Origin of the sequence: Marinomonas ostreistagni (assembly GCF_016461785.1) — a bacterium.
GTDB lineage: Bacteria > Pseudomonadota > Gammaproteobacteria > Pseudomonadales > Marinomonadaceae > Marinomonas > Marinomonas ostreistagni_A.
Genome location: NZ_JAEMUH010000002.1, coordinates 220445 through 238167, shown reverse-complemented (window position 1 = coordinate 238167; position 17723 = coordinate 220445). Strand labels below are relative to the sequence as shown.

General features: G+C 43.6%; 15 protein-coding genes, 2 pseudogenes and 1 riboswitch. Of the genes and pseudogenes, 9 read left to right on the top strand and 8 right to left on the bottom strand.

Annotated elements, in window-relative coordinates:
* Positions 1–209: 209 nt before the first annotated feature.
* Positions 210–2246 (top strand): methyl-accepting chemotaxis protein, encoded by a 2037-nt coding sequence (locus JHD44_RS02870; protein WP_199460898.1) that lies wholly within the window; start codon positions 210–212, stop codon positions 2244–2246.
* A 25-nt stretch (positions 2247–2271) separates the two neighbouring features.
* Here JHD44_RS02870 and JHD44_RS19195 read toward each other — a convergent pair.
* The 3 genes and pseudogenes from JHD44_RS19195 to JHD44_RS02860 form a co-directional block, all read right to left on the bottom strand.
* Positions 2272–2703: pseudogene (locus JHD44_RS19195) on the bottom strand (methyl-accepting chemotaxis protein); the annotation flags it as partial.
* Positions 2704–2805: 102 nt separating this feature from the next.
* A pseudogene (locus tag JHD44_RS19190) lies at positions 2806–3480 on the bottom strand (PAS domain-containing protein); the annotation flags it as partial.
* A gap of 291 nt (positions 3481–3771) precedes the next feature.
* Entirely contained in the window at positions 3772–4200 is a 429-nt protein-coding gene (locus JHD44_RS02860; protein WP_199460893.1) for a thermonuclease family protein, read from the bottom strand.
* A gap of 166 nt (positions 4201–4366) precedes the next feature.
* Positions 4367–4576, top strand: a riboswitch (cobalamin riboswitch).
* On the opposite strand from JHD44_RS02860, the gene JHD44_RS02855 reads away from it, so the two are divergent.
* From JHD44_RS02855 to JHD44_RS02835, 5 genes are all read left to right on the top strand, one after another.
* Positions 4540–6459 (top strand): TonB-dependent receptor domain-containing protein, encoded by a 1920-nt coding sequence (locus JHD44_RS02855; RefSeq protein WP_199460891.1) that lies wholly within the window; start codon positions 4540–4542, stop codon positions 6457–6459. Its footprint overlaps the riboswitch before it by 37 nt.
* A gap of 14 nt (positions 6460–6473) precedes the next feature.
* The gene (locus tag JHD44_RS02850; protein ID WP_199460889.1) at positions 6474–7358 is read left to right on the top strand and encodes a cobalamin-binding protein; all 885 of its coding nucleotides are present in this window, start codon (positions 6474–6476) and stop codon (positions 7356–7358) included.
* 4 nt (positions 7359–7362) lie between these two features.
* On the top strand, positions 7363–8340 hold the full coding sequence (locus JHD44_RS02845) for a FecCD family ABC transporter permease (RefSeq protein WP_199460887.1): 978 nt from the start codon (positions 7363–7365) through the stop codon (positions 8338–8340).
* A complete protein-coding gene (locus JHD44_RS02840; protein WP_199460885.1) occupies positions 8337–9104 on the top strand; it encodes an ABC transporter ATP-binding protein in 768 nt (255 codons plus the stop codon). Before JHD44_RS02845 ends, JHD44_RS02840 begins: the two co-directional genes overlap by 4 nt.
* An 18-nt stretch (positions 9105–9122) precedes the next feature.
* A complete protein-coding gene (locus JHD44_RS02835; protein WP_199460883.1) occupies positions 9123–9509 on the top strand; it encodes a nucleoside-diphosphate sugar epimerase/dehydratase in 387 nt (128 codons plus the stop codon).
* Between the two features lie 28 nt (positions 9510–9537).
* Here the strand turns inward: JHD44_RS02835 and JHD44_RS02830 are convergent, their stop codons facing one another.
* The 5 genes from JHD44_RS02830 to JHD44_RS02810 form a co-directional block, all read right to left on the bottom strand.
* The gene (locus tag JHD44_RS02830) at positions 9538–10344 is read right to left on the bottom strand and encodes a sugar phosphate isomerase/epimerase family protein (protein WP_199460881.1); all 807 of its coding nucleotides are present in this window, start codon (positions 10342–10344) and stop codon (positions 9538–9540) included.
* 3 nt (positions 10345–10347) lie between these two features.
* On the bottom strand, positions 10348–11076 hold the full coding sequence (locus JHD44_RS02825) for a hypothetical protein (protein WP_199460879.1): 729 nt from the start codon (positions 11074–11076) through the stop codon (positions 10348–10350).
* A gap of 226 nt (positions 11077–11302) precedes the next feature.
* Positions 11303–12814 (bottom strand): tripartite tricarboxylate transporter permease, encoded by a 1512-nt coding sequence (locus JHD44_RS02820; protein WP_199460877.1) that lies wholly within the window; start codon positions 12812–12814, stop codon positions 11303–11305.
* Between the two features lie 3 nt (positions 12815–12817).
* Positions 12818–13324 (bottom strand): tripartite tricarboxylate transporter TctB family protein, encoded by a 507-nt coding sequence (locus JHD44_RS02815; protein WP_199460876.1) that lies wholly within the window; start codon positions 13322–13324, stop codon positions 12818–12820.
* Between the two features lie 68 nt (positions 13325–13392).
* Complete coding sequence (locus JHD44_RS02810; protein ID WP_199460874.1) at positions 13393–14385, bottom strand: tripartite tricarboxylate transporter substrate binding protein; 993 nt, start codon at positions 14383–14385, stop codon at positions 13393–13395.
* Positions 14386–14939: 554 nt separating this feature from the next.
* Here JHD44_RS02810 and JHD44_RS02805 point away from each other — a divergent pair.
* Genes JHD44_RS02805 through JHD44_RS02795 form a run of 3 tightly spaced genes read left to right on the top strand, consistent with a single transcriptional unit; the run spans position 14940 to position 17698 of the window.
* On the top strand, positions 14940–15947 hold the full coding sequence (locus JHD44_RS02805; protein ID WP_199460872.1) for an amidohydrolase family protein: 1008 nt from the start codon (positions 14940–14942) through the stop codon (positions 15945–15947).
* A gap of 10 nt (positions 15948–15957) precedes the next feature.
* Complete coding sequence (locus JHD44_RS02800) at positions 15958–16635, top strand: 4-carboxy-4-hydroxy-2-oxoadipate aldolase/oxaloacetate decarboxylase (RefSeq protein ID WP_199460870.1); 678 nt, start codon at positions 15958–15960, stop codon at positions 16633–16635.
* Positions 16628–17698 (top strand): 4-oxalomesaconate tautomerase, encoded by a 1071-nt coding sequence (locus JHD44_RS02795; protein ID WP_199460868.1) that lies wholly within the window; start codon positions 16628–16630, stop codon positions 17696–17698. The genes JHD44_RS02800 and JHD44_RS02795 overlap by 8 nt, the downstream gene beginning before the upstream one ends.
* Positions 17699–17723 lie beyond the last annotated feature (25 nt).

Sequence of the window (17723 nt, the reverse complement as noted above, 5' to 3'; positions counted from 1 at the left end):
TCTAACTTTATTTCACGGTGCTTACCGCCTTTTTTTCATTCTTTGATCATAGCTTAATTTAAGTGAAATTATTAGGTCTCGATTTTTGTAAGTAAGTGGCAGCTTAACCTTCCATTCATCAGCTGGTTTGCTTTAAGAGTTTTAAACTTTGCACACTTTCTATACCTGTCCTAGACTTTCTGATTAAATTTCAGTCAAAGGATTTGATGATGCGTATTCATTCCATTCGTGTGAAAGTCATGCTGCCAATCATTAGCCTTGCGGCCATATTGGTTGGTCTATTTGTATTTATGCTGTTAATGAGTGCTCTGCAAACCAATGCAATGCGGACACAGGCTGAGCATTATTTCGAAGCCATCTCAGAGGTGCTTAATGCTGATAGGGATATTTATCAAGCTCGTTTAGCGCAAGAAAAATTGCTCACAGGTGAAGGGAATCGCGAGAAAAACCTGCAAGATTTTTCTGAGAATGCCCAACAAGTATCAGATCGCTTTCAGCTGTATCGCCGTTATCTCGCCGGTGAACCAAAAGAATTAGTAGAGCCTTTTAATGAGTTTGATAACTTATTTGATAAATGGGTTAGTCAAAGTGAGCAACTACAGACTAATAGTGATGCTCAACAAAAGCGCTCTGTTTATGAAATTCAGTTGGATAATCAGTTTAATGAGATTCGAGCGATGCTCGATCAAGCCGGTGAAAGCCTACGAGAAAAAACTAGAAAGTTACATGGTGACGTCTCTCCAGCCAAACTAGAACGTCATTTAGAGGCGATAAGTGCTGTTTTAAATGCTGACAGAGATCTGTACCAGGCACGCTTGGCCGTTCAACACATTAAAAATGGTTTAGAGGTAAAGTCGAATGCACGGCAGTCGTTTGACGAAAATGCAGCTCAAGTTTTAGAGCATTTTAATGAATACCGTATTTACTTGAAAAACGAGCCTCAATGGCTGGAAGCTTATCAAGGTTTCGACGTGAAATTTAATGAATGGTTACAAGAAAACCACTCTTACATAGACTCGTTTTCATCTGAAAGTGTTATCTCTATCCCTGACGAGTTTCTGCTGGTTGAACAGACTTTCAAGGAAATCCGTGAAATGCTTGATAAAGCGGGTGAGTCAGTACAGTCCTACGCGCGCTCAATGGAGCAGAGAACAACACAGCAGATTCAGACCTACCAATCCATTGCCATTGCTCTTATTGGTATTGCTTTTGTAAGCGCACTGATTTTTGGTTATAGAGTGCCATTAACACTCACAAGGAATATTGAGAGTATCTCTGGTCGTATAAAGGAAATAGCAGAGGGTGATGGCGACTTAACACTTCGCATAAATTCAGATGCAAAAGATGAGTTAGGTGACTTGGCAAAAGAGTTTGATGGCTTTGTTGAAACTCTCAGGGAAATGGTTGCCGGTATCAGTGAACAATCCACAAAACTTGGCAGTGTGACAGACTCACTTAACAAGGCATCCGTGCAGACACAAGAAATTACCGTGTCCCTTGCAAGCTCTTCTGAATTTATCGTGAGCGCTGGGCATGAGATGAATATGTCTAATCAGGAGATGGCTTCTGTCGCAGAGAATACCGCTAAAGAGGCGGCTGACTCCAATCACTTGACTGAACAAGGCATTCAATCGGTCAATATCTCACGTCAGGCTGTGTCATCATTGGTTGCTGAAATTGAAAAGGCTGAAGAGCATTCGAAAGCTTTAGAAAGTCGCTCTGAAGCGATAGCCTCTGTGTTAGAAGTTATTCGCAATATTGCAGAGCAGACCAACTTATTGGCGCTCAACGCAGCAATAGAAGCTGCGCGGGCAGGAGAGCAGGGGCGAGGTTTTGCGGTGGTCGCAGATGAAGTTAGAACTTTAGCAACCCGCACACAAGACAGTACAAATGAGATTGAGACGATGATTGATCAGCTTAATGAGAGTGTCAAAGCATCCTCAAGCTCTACTAAGGCGAGCCGTATGAACGCCGTGAAAACGGCTGAAAATTTTGAAAGCGTGACAGAAATGTTTCATTCTCTGCATCAATCCTTCGCCAAGGTACAAGGTATGGCGGCGCAGACAGCGCAAGCCACTGGAGAACAATCGAAAGTGGCCAATGAAATCAATGAAAACCTCGTTCATTTAAACGCCCAAACTGAAGCTGCAAAGCAGGTTGCACAAAATATAAATCATGAGTCAAGTAAGGTATCAGAATTGTACAAAGCACTTGAAGAACATGTGGGGAGTTTTAAAGTGATCTGATCATTATTGATCAGATCACTAATGATCATAAGCTTTGCTTGAAGTGGTTGACCGCATCGACGACTTCTTGAGCGCCAATTTGAATGTCATTGATAACGACGCCAGCATCACTGGTAAGTTTGTGTGCTTGGTCTACTTTCTCAAGGCTGCCTTTAATAAGGCTAACGGCCTGTTCTGTAAGTTTCTTGTTTTCTGAAACAACCTCAATGATTTGCTCGGTTGCAGCACTGGTTCGTGAAGCTAATTGACGTACTTCGTCTGCTACCACGGCAAAACCGCGACCTTGCTCTCCTGCACGAGCAGCTTCTATTGCTGCGTTGAGTGCTAATAAGTTGGTTTGATCTGCAATGCCACGAATACTCTCGACAAGTTCCGCCACTTTTAAAGACTGAGTGTCTAATTCCGTAATGCCGGTACTGGCTTTGCCCATTCTCGAAGAAAGCTCATCCATGGTTTTAATGGTTGCATTGATGACATCAATACCCTTTGCGGCATTGTCATCTGTACGTTGCGACACATTGTAAGCAACTTCTGAAGCTTCAGAAATGGCTTGCTCGCGGTTTACTTGTTCTGTGATCACTGAGGCAAATTTTGCAACTTTGTATAAATCGCCATGCTCATCATGTATTGGATTGTAAGTCGCTTCCAGCCAAACGTCATTGCCTCTACTGTCAATACGTTTAAACCTACCGGAAAAAAACTCTCCTGAAGCAAGTTTATTCCAAAATTGCTGATATTCAGGTGAACTGGTTTCCTCGTTATCACAGAAAATTCTGTGGTGCTTACCCAGTATATCGCTTTTTTTATAGCCCATTTGGGTAAGGAAATTTTGGTTCGCCTCTAAAATAATACCATCTAAGCTGAATTCGATAACTGCTTGTGAGCGGTCCAAAGCCGCTAACATATCTTCTTTTTGACGAGATTGAGTAATGGTTCGCGTGAGTTCCGCACAGTATGCGTCCATTCTTTGCCCGTTTTTATCGCCCGCCGGCGTAGTAATCACCCGATACCAACATTCATTACCTTCGATATCGGTTAACTGCATGGCGCCATGCCAATGCTTTCCTTGGTTTACAGCGCTAAGTAGGTTTCGTGAGTGATCTTTATTTATGGCTTTAGTGGAAATTCGGTCTGATAAACGCCCAAGTTGGTCCAGCGTGAAACCACAAGACTTTAGAAAAGCCGAGTTCGCCTCTAAAAATTTGCCGTCTTTGTCCACGACAAAGTACAGCATCTCTTCTTTTAGATCCTTTTGAATACTCAGAAATTTCGCTAACTCATTTTGCATTTCAGCAATTTTTAACTGTAACTTCTTGTTCTGGAAAAACATTTGGACTCCTCGGATGGTGTGAGGCAGTGGACATCCTGTCACAATAATTTCGGCATCAACTCATTACAATGAAACATAACTTTTTGTAACAAAATAATATGAATGAGTATAACTTAGCGTTTTTAGAGGAAGTTACAAGCTCATTAGATACAAAAAGATACATAAGAGCATTAAATTTACAATTCATTTTAATTTTTATTTGTGTTTCGCACACCATCCTTGACGAGTGCCTCCATCATAAGGCCGAGCATGTCCAGAGTGAATGAGTGCTTCAGAAAGAGAAATACCGTCGACGTAGACATCGGCTAATAGTCGGAAATACTTTCCCCTCTGAATATTACGAAGTTCAATGATTCTCCCGTTCTGTAGCATTGTTTTCGTATAGTCTCTAGCTGCTCTTGCTAACTCTTTCTCAATGGTGCATTTCCCTCTTATTTCAGCTGCATCAACGCCGTTTACACGGATAGGAATATTCTTTCCTACAATGTCTGGCCAACCAGAAATGTCGACACGGAAAGTGTCGGCATCGTATACGGATTGGACTTTTTCAACCGTAACATTGATGTTGGCATAAGCTGGTGATGTGACAAATAAGAATACGAGCAAAGAGATGAAACGGAACATAATGACCTCGAATATCAAACGTATCCACGGCCTTGTGGTAGAGCATTCCCTTTATAAGTAAAAATAATAATAGGTGGTGTTGTAATCTGGAAGCTTTGTATGCGTTTTTGAGGGTTTTTAAGTATCCCTTGAACGTCTTTCATTCACTGAATTAAGGGCATGTGGTAGAGTACGCGCCGCTAAAGGTTGAGATGTTTTACAGCATATGTAATCCACCTGTATTAAAAGGGAAGCTGATGGAAATTCAGCACTGCCCCCGCAACGGTAATTAAAGTAATGCTTGTTCAATAGGCCACTGTGTTTGCATGGGAAGGCGTTCAAGCTGGGTTGCCCCACTTTATGAGTCCGGAGACCTGCCTTTGGTTAGGTGCCAACAATGGTTGGCAAATAATGAATGACTGTGCGGGCGTGCTCAGTCTCAATATAGAAGACACTATGAAAACTATCTGTTCCTTTCCTAATACTTTGATTGCGCTTGGCTTGATGGCGCATTCATCCAGTTCATTGGCTGAAGATGACACGACGATTGAGCCAACATCATTAACGCAACTTGTCGTTACTGCAACCACTACAGAGCAGAGCGCTGCAAAATCGCTTACATCCGTCACGGTCATTGATAAAGAGACTCTTCAAAACCAGCAGCCTCAAGAGCTTTCAGAAATACTGGCTGGTCAGCCTGGTATCGATATTGTGACTAATGGTGGATACGGTAAAAGTACGAGCGTATTTACCCGAGGGGCAAATAGTACTGGCACAAAATTGCTTATTGATGGCGTCCCTATTCAATCTCATTCTCTTGGTTCAGCGTCTTGGCAATATTTGCCTATGAGTCAAATCGAGCGTGTGGAAATTGTTCGCGGACCCAAGTCTTCTTTGTATGGCTCGAGTGCATCAGGCGGTGTTGTTCAGGTTTTCTTACCTGAGGCTAAGGACGACACAAAAGCTGATATAGCGATGGGGGCTGGCTCTTTTGGCACAAAACAGGCTGATGTTTCAGTGTCAGGGTATGAAGGCGATGCAAGCTATGTAATCTCAGCTGGCACATTCCAAACAGATGGCGCGCCGGTAAAATCAGAGGGTACGGATATGCCGTATTCGAATGATCATTTTATGGCACGATTAGGTTATGACTTTGATAACGATGCTTACGTTAAGGCATTCATCATGCGTGCATCTGGTGAATCCGACTATGAGTCATATGGCAGCTTACGAACCAATGATTATGTAAATCAGGTGATTGCCTTAACAACCGGTGTCGATATCAACGACTCATGGCAGTCGGAAGTACAGATACGTGAAGCACGAGATGAGTACGCTGTTCTGGATAGTAATGGCACAGCCACAGGCTCTTTCTTTGATAGTCAGTCACAGGCGGTACGTTGGAACAATACACTTTGGCTAGATAATCATGAGTTTGTCTTAGGGGCGGAAAGGGTAGAAGACGAGTTCGATGGCTCATATTCAAAAGGTCGACAAAGCAACAGTGCATTTGCTCAAAGCTTATCTGAAATCGGGCGAGCAAGTGTGCAGTTAAATATCAGAGCCGATCATTACAATGAATACGATACGCAAACGACGGGAGGTATTGCCTTAGGCTATCAATTAGATGAAAGGCATACAGTGCGACTTAGTGGTCGTTCCTCCTTTACGGCTCCGACATTCAATTCAATGAATGCTGAGAATTGGGGTTATACATTAACTAATGAGATTCGTCCGGAAACTTCACAAACTATAGAAGTGGGTGTTCGTGGAGACTATGAGCTGTTGTACTGGGATACAGCACTTTATCAGGCTGATTATAAAGATCTCATTGCCTGGACCTACCCAACGGTTGGCAACATCGATTCGGCGAGAGTGCAAGGTCTTGAGTTAGCTTCTGGTTTGAGCTTTAACCAATGGTCATTAGCTCTCGCGGCAACTTATATGGATACTGAGAACCGAAGCGAGGGCGCTAATCACGGTAAAGAACTGGCACGTAGAGCTAAACAAAGTACTCGAATAGAACTCGATAGACATTTTGAGAAAGGTTTATTAGGTATGACTTTAGTCGGCTATGGGCAACGTTATGATGACGCTGAAAATGAAACGCTGTTACCAGGTTTTGGGCTGCTGCACTTACGTGCTCGTTATGACATCGCACCAAAGTGGCAAGCTAATTTAAGCATTAAAAATGCATTAGATAAGTCTTATCAAACAGCTGAAGGTTATAGCAATCCTGGTCGTGGTCTTTTCTTAACGGTTAAATACTCAGCTCTTTAAGAGGATGCTGCCTTATGTTCTTAAAGATCGCTTTGACAACGGCTTTTACCGCTATGTTATGTCTGGCAAATGTGTGGGGGCAGTGTGTCGTAGATGACAAAGAGCATGAGGTGTGTTTGGAACGCTCCGCAACCCGAATTGCGGCCCTGTCCCCCGGTGCGACAGAGCTAGCGTTTGCTGCAGGAGCTGGGGAGCGAGTTGTCGCTGTGGTGTCTTTCAGTGATTACCCTAGTGCAGCGCAAGAAATAGAGTCAGTCGGTAGCCCCAGTCGCTTGGACCTCGAGCGGTTGGTAGCACTGAAGCCAGACTTAGTTCTAGCATGGGGTACAGGTAACCCAAGTGAGCAGATTTCAGTCTTGGCTCGCTTAGGGTTGCCTATCTATTATGTTGAGCCTCACTCTTTTTCAGATATTGCTGGGGATATTCGTGATATTGCCCTCTTAGCTGGCACTGAGACACAGGGTGATCGTGCCGCGCAAACCTTTTTGAATGGGATTGCTGAATTAAGATCTCAATATTCAAATAAGCCTCGGGTAGCGACTTTCTATCAAGTGTGGGATGAGCCGCTGATGACAATGAATGATGAGCATTATATTAATCAGGTTGTTGAGTTATGTGGTGGTATTAATGTATTTGCTGACTCTTCTCGGCTTATCCCACGGCTTAATAATGAGGCAGTTTTAATTAAAAACCCTGAAGCGATTATCGCAGGCGGAATGGGGGAGCGAAACGCACACTGGCTTGAGGCTTGGCGCACCTTTCCGAATCTGTTGGCGACACAGCGTGATAATTTGTTTTTCGTTCCGCCTTCTTTGATACAGAGGCCAACGCCAAGGCTACTGGAAGGGGCAAAGATCATGTGTCAACGTCTTGATTTGGCTAGGCAGAGGAGGAACTGAGGTTATGCTGCATCGGTCCCCCAGTATGCCATTGATCCTTTTGGTATTTGTGTCTTGTGCTACTTTGTTATTTTCAATTACTCAGGGCAGTGTTTCCCTTTCTATTACTGATGTGAGTTCTGCTTTACGTTCGCAAGGTTCTCAATTGTATCAAACCCTTGTATGGGAATTACGTATTCCAAGAGTGGCCGCAGCCTTTGCAACGGGCGCTTTGTTATCAATGGCGGGCGCCTTGATGCAAATATTGTTACGCAATCCTTTAGCGGATCCTTATGTTTTGGGGATTTCAGGTGGTGCTTCGGTTATGGTTCTTGGTGCCATACTGGTTGGAGCCTCAGGCATTATTTTATCTGGCGCTGCTTTTTTAGGTGCGACGCTATCAAGCTTATTGGTTTTTGGTTTATCGCAACGTTCTGGTCAAACTACGCCTATGCGGCTATTACTTACGGGAGTCGTTATTGCTGCGGGGTGGGGGGCATGTATTACTCTCATATTGGCCATAGCGCCGCCTCAAAAGATACCGGGAATGCTATTTTGGCTAATGGGGGATCTTGCATATGCTCATTCGCCTTGGTTGGCTTGGGTGGTTTTAGCTATGGTCAGTATGCTTGTTATGCCTTTTGCTAAAAGCCTGAATGTCTTAGCCAGAGGGCCATTACAAGCGGCGGCTTTAGGCGTTAATGTGGTATTTCTGGAGCGGTTCGTATTTATATTGGCGAGCCTTATGACTGCGATTGCTGTGACTACGGCAGGCAGTGTGGGATTTGTTGGCTTAGTTATTCCTCATATGATGCGGCTAATACTTGGCAACGACCAACGGCTCATATTACCCGCGTCAGCGCTTTCGGGTGGTTGTCTCGTAACCTTTGCAGATACCATTGCGCGAACTGTTATTGCTCCAGAGCAATTGCCTGTTGGTGTAATAACGGCGTTGATAGGTGTGCCAACATTCCTATTCTTATTGAATAAGGGGCGCATGTGACTACTTTATCGGCTCGCTCTGTGGTTTTAGATCTTCCGAATTGCTCACCTTTGCCCATGTCTTTTGAAATGAAGTCAGGAGAAGTGTGGGGGCTTTTGGGGCCAAACGGAGTTGGTAAAACGACGCTTCTGCATACCTTAGCGAACCTTAGGAAGTGGTGTTCTGGCAACATCTATATCGATCAAATACGACTTCAAGACATTCATCGCTTGTCGCTTGCGCAGAAAGTGGGTGTATTGTTTCAAGAGCACCAAGATGGACTGCCGGCTACGGTTATGGAAACAGTTTTATTAGGTCGTTTTCCTTATAGTGCTTCAAACTGGAAAAATGATTCTCGACGTGATCAAGAGCTAACTACGGCCGCTTTGGAGGCATTATCGCTGCAATCCTTATCAACCCGTTCGCTTCATCAATTATCAGGTGGAGAGCGACAAAGAACAGCGATTGCTGCGTTATATGCCCAAGCGCCTGATATTTGGCTGGTAGATGAGCCAACAAACCACTTAGACTTACATCATCAAGTAGAAGTCATGTCGCTCTTATCGCAGCAAGCTAAAAAAGGTGGGGTGATGATTATGTCTCTGCATGATCTAAACCTTGCTGCAAGATGGTGTTCACATGTGATGTTAATGTATCCAGATCGATCAATATTGGCAGGACAGGCTCAACAACTTCTAACGCTGGAGAACTTAGAACCTCTATACCAACAGAAATTGGTTCAAGGAGAGATAGATGGGCAGACAGTTTTTATGCCTTCGAATTAGGCATTTATGGGGTAGCGAATGTTTCTAAAATGGCTTAATAACATAATAAGTTGCTCAAAAAATTCACCAAACAATATCATTGTCGTTGGTATTGATACACATTGTTACCACCTTGCCCAGCATTTGATTTCAGAAAGCAATATAAAAATCATCGCTTTTATCGATGATGAGCCTTGGAGTAATCGGACAATAATGCTGGGCTCGACAGTGCGCTATCCAAGCGATCTTGAAGCTTTAATCATTCGCAATGACGTGAAATTGATCATAGATTTTGATGATTCAACAATGATCCCTGAATCGATCTTAGCAGGGATCAGTCAACTGAGATGCCACCATATACGCCTAAATAGAGATGAAGCGATGGAAGCATGGTCAAGTAAAATAGAGGGGGTGCTTAACACTTAATCTCTAGATATCGGTGGCTAAATTAGTCTTACAGCGAAATTGAGCATAATTTATCGAGCAGTTTCTCATGAGATATCGCTTGGTACATTGAGCCATTGGCATAAATACTAAAATGGGATCGATAGCCTTTAGTAGTTAGAGTCTTACAAATTTGCTTGATATCCGCATGAAAATATCCATCACCTGGTATTAGTCGCTTACTACGATCCGCATCAATTAATTCTTCTAATGAGTCAATCAAAGTAACGGCTAAGTCTGAACATTGCACATTAAAAATCTTGTCGATCGGTAGTTGGTCTAGAATCTCGATATTTTCAGCATTACAAATAAAGAGAAAGGTATCCAGAACTAACCCAAAATTCGGGCTATCTACTGCCGTAATAATCTCTTGTGCAATTTCATAACTACCAATATAAGGGGACCAAGGTAATACTTTCAAAGCCACCTGAATGTTGTATGGTAGGGCCATATTGGCAAGTATGCGTAAATCATTGATGATTTTTTGGTGGTCAATGTCTTTGGAGCGGATGGTTGGTGCTGTGACGACTAAGATTTGACAGTTAAGACGTTTCGCAGCGCGTATATACGTACGTGCCATTTCGGTATCATATTCATGAATATGATTTGTGTTGCCACCATACTCTCTAAGGCCTGAGGCGCTGTTAAAGGTAATTTGGTAACGGCTTGATAGGTCGACTAGGTTTTCCAAACTTCTTGCGTCTGCTTTAACATCTGTATGGGTTAAGTCGACATGCGTAATGCCATATTCCGTGAATAGCGTAAATATGTGCTCTAAATTACCATTGAACAAGTTTGCAGAAATTGAAATGCTCATGGCCTAACCCCTAATCTCGAATGCCGAGTTTTGCAAGCGTGGCAGTCGGTCCAGTTGGCAGCTTGCTACGAGCTGTACATGTAATGAATTGATAAAATCACAATGCTCATTATCGTCTGCGTCTTCTGTAAAACGAATTTGGAAGCCATCGGGCAACTCGACTGTTGAAGAGCCTTCTTTGAGATCTAGCAGTCTTTGTAACCATATGGTTAACGCTTGGGCTCTTTGCTTTTCAACGGTAAAGTTTACTGCCGTAAAGCGCTCAATGGCTTTTGTATTTTCGGTTTGCTCATCTAGCTCAATGAAATCGATATCGTAAACACTGAGGTTTTCACGTGGTTGATCGATAAAGTATAAAGAGGTTCCGCCCACACCCTCTATACCCGGAATATTGATTTCCATTGGACCAGAGTGGTTTGACTTATCCCAACCACCTAACTCAATTGCGTTATGGTAGACATCAGCTGCTTGATAGCAGCGTAGGGCAATAGCGTATACAGAAATACCGAGTTCATTAAAATAAGCTTCCGCAGTGAGATCGTCTGATGCATTGACAATAATTTTGGTTTGTCCTTGTTGGAATAGGTAAACCTGCTTTCTGCGATGTTTTGATGTTAACGTAAATCCAAGCTGATTAAGATAAGCGCGGACGTTGTCTATATCTTGAGCCACGATCTCAATAAACTCTAAACCGAGTACAGAAGGCTTTTTATCAAGAGTGTGAGCAGTCATATCTTTGACCCCAAAAATGTCATCTTTATAGTGGTTTAATGTATCTTTATAACACTATAGTTGATTCGCTGGTCAAGCAATGAAAAAACGCGCTTTCAACATGATGATTTGTGCAAGGGTAAGCTTCTAAAAATTATGCATTTATTGGGGCTTTGAATGGCGCTAGGTGAGGCGTTTTTAAGAAAAAAATGCCGGCGCAAGGCCGGCATTGTAATGACGAACTCAACTAGTTCGCTTTGGAGCGCAATAATTTTGGTTTTATCCATCGAGTCCAGATAGGGCTCTGTGAGAATAAAATGAAAATTATGGTAAAAAGAAGCACGACAGATAATGGGCTAGTGAGCAAGTTGCTAAACAAATCAACTAGACTGCCACGTTCTGATAGGATGGCGCGACGCCAGTTCTCATCCGTCAAACTACTCAAGATAACGCCTAAAATAACAGGTCCCACGGGGAAGCCATATTGACGCATGAAGTAGCCGAATACACCAAATGCAAGCATCCACCAAATATCAATAACCGAATTATTAATGGCGTAAGCACCCACTACTGATAATAAGAAGATCAGTGGAATTAGGATCCCTTTAGGGCATTCAACGATTTTCGAGAATAGTTTGATGCCAGTTAAGCCAAAGATCAGGACAAAAATATTGGCAAGAGTAAGGTTGCCCACGGTAAACCAGAACATATGCGGCTGCTCGACCATCAAAAGTGGTCCAGGGTTTAAGCCGTGAATGAAGAGTGCCCCAATGAATACTGCAGTGACGGCATCGCCGGGAATACCTAGCGTTAACATAGGAATGTAAGCCCCACCTACCGCCGCATTGTTTGCAGCTTCAGGAGCAATTAAGCCTTCTTTCGCGCCTTTCCCGAACTCAACTTCAGGCTTTTTGGTAATGCGCTTAGCATGGTCATAGGCCATTAATGCAGCAATGTCGCCACCTGTTCCAGGTAAAGCCCCTACGATGACGCCAATGAACGATGACTGCAGGCTCAATGGTAGGTATTTTTTGACGTCCATCCATTTAGGAATGATGCGTGTGATTTTTTGCTTCACTACCGCTTTGTTCATATGGTGCAGTTGATGAAGTGCTTCGGAGATACCAAATAAACCGATCATTACTGCAACAGGGTTGATGCCATCCCATAGCTCTACGATACCAAAGGTAAAACGCTCTTCAGCTGTCATTGGGTCTAAACCAACGGTACCAATTAGAAGACCAAAAGCACCAGCAAAGATACCCTTGGCGAGACTGCCGCCTGATAGTGAGCCAACCAGCATAATGCCTAATACGCCTAACATCATATAATCACGAGGTTGGAATGTCAGCGCGAATTCGCTGATGCTAGGTGCTGCGATAGAAAGAACGAAGATGCCGACAAAACCACCAACCACAGACATAATGGTTGATAGCCCGATGGCTTCGCCTGCTAAACCTTTCTTCGCTAGTGGATAGCCATCCAGTGCGGTCGCAATAGCGGATGGCGCCCCAGGAATATTCAGCAAGATTGCTGTTCGAGAACCACCATAAACCCCGCCCATGAATACGCCTACCATTAGACATAATGCGTAGTTAACGTCCCATGAAAAGGTAAAAGAAATCAAAATGGAAACCGCCATAGTGACGGATAATCCAGGAATAGCACCGACGTAAATGCCTAAAAACGTACCAAGAGCAGTAAGCCCTAATAACTCTGGCGACAGCCAAGAAATGGCAAAATAAGAAAAAGCGTCCATTTATTAGCCCCTCCAGAATTGTTCAATGGCAGCAAGGATTTCACGTTCAGGTACGATACCCTCTGGTAAAACCACTTGGAAAACTAATCGGAAAATAATGTACACCACAACGAGAGACAACACGGTAATGCTCAGGGTTGTTAGCACGCTTTTCTGATAAAGGAATTGAATTCCAACAAATAAAAAGAAGAAACTCGAAAGAATAAACCCAAGACTCTCAAGCATGATTGCAAAAATTAGAATCAATGCCATCACGATCCCAACGATGGGTGGGAAACAGTGGTAGAAGAAGCGAACGCCTTCAGCCTCAGGCAATTTTAATGTATTCACGAATACGACACAGGCAGCAAGCAACATGGTTGCAGATGTGGCCAATGGGAATGCACCGGGTGAACTAAGTTCACTGAAGCCCGAGATGCCGTAGGCTTGCCAAAAAAGATACACGCTGAAAACGACCAGTAAAAAGCAAAATACTCTTTCACCTGGGCGACGATAGACAGTGCGAGGCATGATAACTCCTCAAAAAGACAAAGCATAAGGGCAGAGTGCTCTGAGCACCCGCCCTCGTCGAAACGCTGTTATGGTTTTGGAATATTGAATTCTTCAGGTGAACGCTTGCTGAAACCAGCTTCGTGCACTAACCAAGAAGAAGTAGATCGGTAGCCACTTAAGAACATATCTGCTTCTTCACCGCTTACATTAAGAATTGTGAAACCGCGTTTTTCCATTAGATCAATGAAGTCAGGGCTGAATGCAGCTTTATGGAAGGCTGCTTGAAGTTTTTCAACTGCTTCTTCAGGAGTGCCTTTTTTCACGAATACACCAAAGAAAGGTCCCCAAGGAAGGTAAGATTTCATACCTGGCAAGGTGTCAGTGATTGGAGCAACGCCTGGAAGTAGTTTGCTTTTTTCGACATCAACTACGCCTAGCGCTTTCATACGGCCGGCTTTCAAGTGCTCTACAGTAGCGCCCAATACAGAAGGCATTACATCAATAGCGCCGCCTTGAAGTGCTGTAAGGGCAGGGCCGTCACCGTTGTAAGGAATGCTGGTGTAATCTAAATCAACTTGTGACTCTAGCATGGCCATAACAATAGAAGTCAAACCACCTTTACCAGTAGAACCAAACTTAACTTTACCTGGATTGGCTTTAGCGTAGTCAATAAGTTCTTGCATGTTGTTGTAAGGTGCGTCTTTCTGAGCTACGAAAATTGGCGTGCCACGTGCAAGGATATTGATCGCAACCATGTCGTTGTAGTCAGTATCAGATAAACCTAGCACTTTATACATTTGTGGGTTTTCAGCCCCCATAAGAAGGGTGTAACCATCTGCTTTTTTAGCATTAACATATTTTAATGCAATGGCACCTACACCACCTGTTTTGTTAGTCAGGATGATGTCACTTCCAAGCTCTTCTTCAACGTGTGGAGAAATTGAGCGCATTACTGTGTCAGTTGAACCACCCGCTCCCCATTGGATGATGCCTTGGATATCCTTAGTAGGATAATCCGCAAAGGCTGCGCCTGACATTAGAGCAATACCTGCAACAGTAGTTAGAAAGCGTTTTTTCATTTTTATAGTCTCCGCTATTATTTTTGTGACTTTTTAGTTGGTCTTTAGCCGATATATCTGTGCTGAGTGAAAATATCGTTCACATCTACTATAGACATAAAGTTCGTTTAAGAGGGTAAGCCGTTCGAGTTTCTCGTCTTAAACTGTTGAACACCTCAAAAATGAATCAAAACTCAGCATTTTAGAAATGAAATTTTAGGCTCTTAAGTATGCTAAAAAAGAATACAAAAAAAATTATTCCGATTTTTTGTAAAAAATAATCAATAAAAACAATTAGATATATTTCTCGTTCACGCCCTTTAGGAGGGCTCAATCTACTTGGATATCAATATGTTATTGATTAAATAAATCGATATTGAAAAAAGAGAATGTTTAGCTATCTCAAAATGCAATACGTATGGCTTTAAATTGAAATGGTCAAAAAGCGACTGACTACTAATATTCTTAGATTAGATAGCGTTTCGGTATTGGTAAGGTTCAATACATTAAAGGACGATGTCTATCGAGCGCTAAAACATCCAATAAAAATAGATAACAGTTAAGAGAGCAGTAGCATGATTATAGATTGCCATGGTCACTATACAACTACACCACCTGCAGTAGGTGAGTACCGTGATAAGCAAAAAGCACTGGTAGCACAAGACCCGCTTGCTAAGGGTGAAAAAGGAACTATCCACGTTACTGATGATGAGATCCGTGAAAGTATCATTAATAACCAACTACGCTTGCAACAGGAGCGTGGCACGGACTTAACGATTTTCTCTCCACGTGCAAGCTGGATGGGACATCATGTTGGTAATGAATACACCAGCCAATACTGGACTGAACACCAGAATGATTTGATTCGTCGTGTGTGTGACCTTTTTCCAGAGAACTTTGTCCCAGTAGCTCAGTTGCCTCAGTCTCCAGGCGTGGATCCTGCGAAATCTGTTCCTGAAATCATCCGTACAGTTGAAGAAATGGGCTTTATTGGTATTAACCTAAACCCTGACCCGTCTGGTGGTCATTGGGATGGTGCTCGTCTATCTGACCGCTCTTTCTACCCAATTTATGAAAAGATGTGTGAATACGACATCCCAGCGATGATTCACGTATCGGCAGCTTGTAACTCTTGTTTCGATACGACTGGCTCTCACTACCTCGGTGCAGACACGACTGGTTTCCAACAGCTCATGATGTCTGATGTATTCAAAGACTTCCCAGATTTGAAAATCATCATCCCTCATGGTGGCGGCGCAGTGCCTTATCACTGGGGGCGTTTCCGTGGTCTAGCATTAGACAAAGGATTTGACCTAGAAGAGCGTGTATTGAATAACATTTACTTCGATACGTGTGTTTATCATCAACGTGGTATTGATTTGCTGTTAGATATTATCCCGACTAAGAACATCTTGTTTGCATCGGAAATGATTGGTGCAGTACGTGGTATCGACCCAGAAACAGGTCATTACTTTGATGACACGAAACGTTACATCGATAACAACACTGTGCTAACCGCTGAACAGAAGCAAGACATCTTCGAGAACAACACTCGCCGTGTCTTCAGCCGTCTAAAAGTTTAAGGAATAAGTCATGCGAGAAAATGTTGTAGTTCAACACATTGAACGTGCCGATCAAGCCATTATTGATGGTCTAGCAGAATGTGGTGTGGCGACGATCCACGAAGCTCAGGGTCGTGTTGGTTTGTTGGCTCACTATATGCGTCCGATTCAGCAAGACAAAGCGGTTGCAGGCTCTGCGATCACTATTTCTGGTGCTGCGGGCGATAACTGGATGATGCACGTTGCTATTGAGCAGTGTAAAGCGGGCGATATTTTGGTCTTTGCGCCGACATCACCTTCATACCACGGTTTCTTTGGTGATTTATTAGCAACTTCAGCCCAAGCACGTGGCGTTGTTGGTCTGGTGATTGATGGTGGTGTGCGTGATACACGTGATCTTCGTCAAATGAACTTTCCTGTTTGGTCTAAAGCGGTTTGTGCCGAAGGTACCATCAAAGAAACGCTGGGTTCTGTAAACGTCACCATCGTATGTGCAGATCAACTGATCAATGCTGGTGATGTCGTGGTTGCTGACGATGATGGTGTTGTTGTTGTTCGTCGTGAAAAGGCTGCTGAAGTCTTGGAGCTGGCTCGTAAACGTATGGATAACGAAGAAGCTAAGCGCGTTCGTTTAGAGAACGGTGAGCTTGGTTTAGACATCTATGACATGCGTCCTCGTCTTGAAGCCAAAGGCTTAAAATATGTCTAAGGGCGTAGAATGTATGTGGATGCGCGGAGGTACTTCCAAAGGGGCGTACTTTCTAGCGGACGCATTGCCAGCTGATGAAAGTGCACGTGCTGACTTTTTATTGCGCGTTATGGGGTCACCCGATGCGCGTCAAATTGATGGTATGGGTGGTGCCGATCCATTAACGTCTAAGGTCGCGGTTGTAAGTAAGTCTGATCGTGAAGATGCAGATGTTGAGTACTTATTTCTGCAAGTTTTTGTAGATCAAGCGATTGTGACGGACGCGCAAAACTGCGGCAATATTCTTGCTGGTGTTGGTCCGTTTGCAATCGAACGTGGCTTAGTTGATCCCATAGAGGGTGAAACTGAAGTACGCATTTTTATGCGTAACACTGGCCAAATTTCGGTTGCACGTGTGCAAGTGAAAGACGGAGAAGTCGTCTACGAAGGCGATGCTCGAATTGATGGTGTTCCTGGCTTCTCAGCACCTGTGCCAATTACATTCAAAGATACCGCTGGCTCAAGTTGTGGGTCATTGTTACCCACCGGCAATGTGGTGGATGTGATCGATGGCATTGAGTTAACCATGATCGATAACGGTATGCCGTGTGTGGTAATGCGTGCTGAAGACATGGGCATAACGGGACAAGAGACTCGTGAAGAGCTGGAAGCTAATGACGTACTTCGCGCCAAACTTGAGTCTATTCGTTTGCAAGTCGGTCCTTTGATGAACCTTGGTGATGTCAAAGAAAAGTCCGTGCCCAAGATGACCATGGTATCAGCGCCTTCTAATGGTGGTGCGATCTCTACTCGTACGTTTATTCCCCATCGCTGTCATGCATCGATCGGTGTATTAGGTGCTGTGAGTGTGGCGACGGCAGCAGTATTAAAAGGTTCGCCAGCGAATGACTTGGCAACGTATGATGCAGCATCCCGTATGACGCTCGATGTTGAGCATCCAACAGGCTGTATGACCGTAGTACTAGATCAAAATGAGCAGGGCGATGTTAGCTCAGCGGCCCTGTTACGTACGGCACGAAAGCTATTTGATGGCAAAGTATTTGTACATAAGAACGGTTTGTAAACCGTTCTTTTAACAAGAATTATAT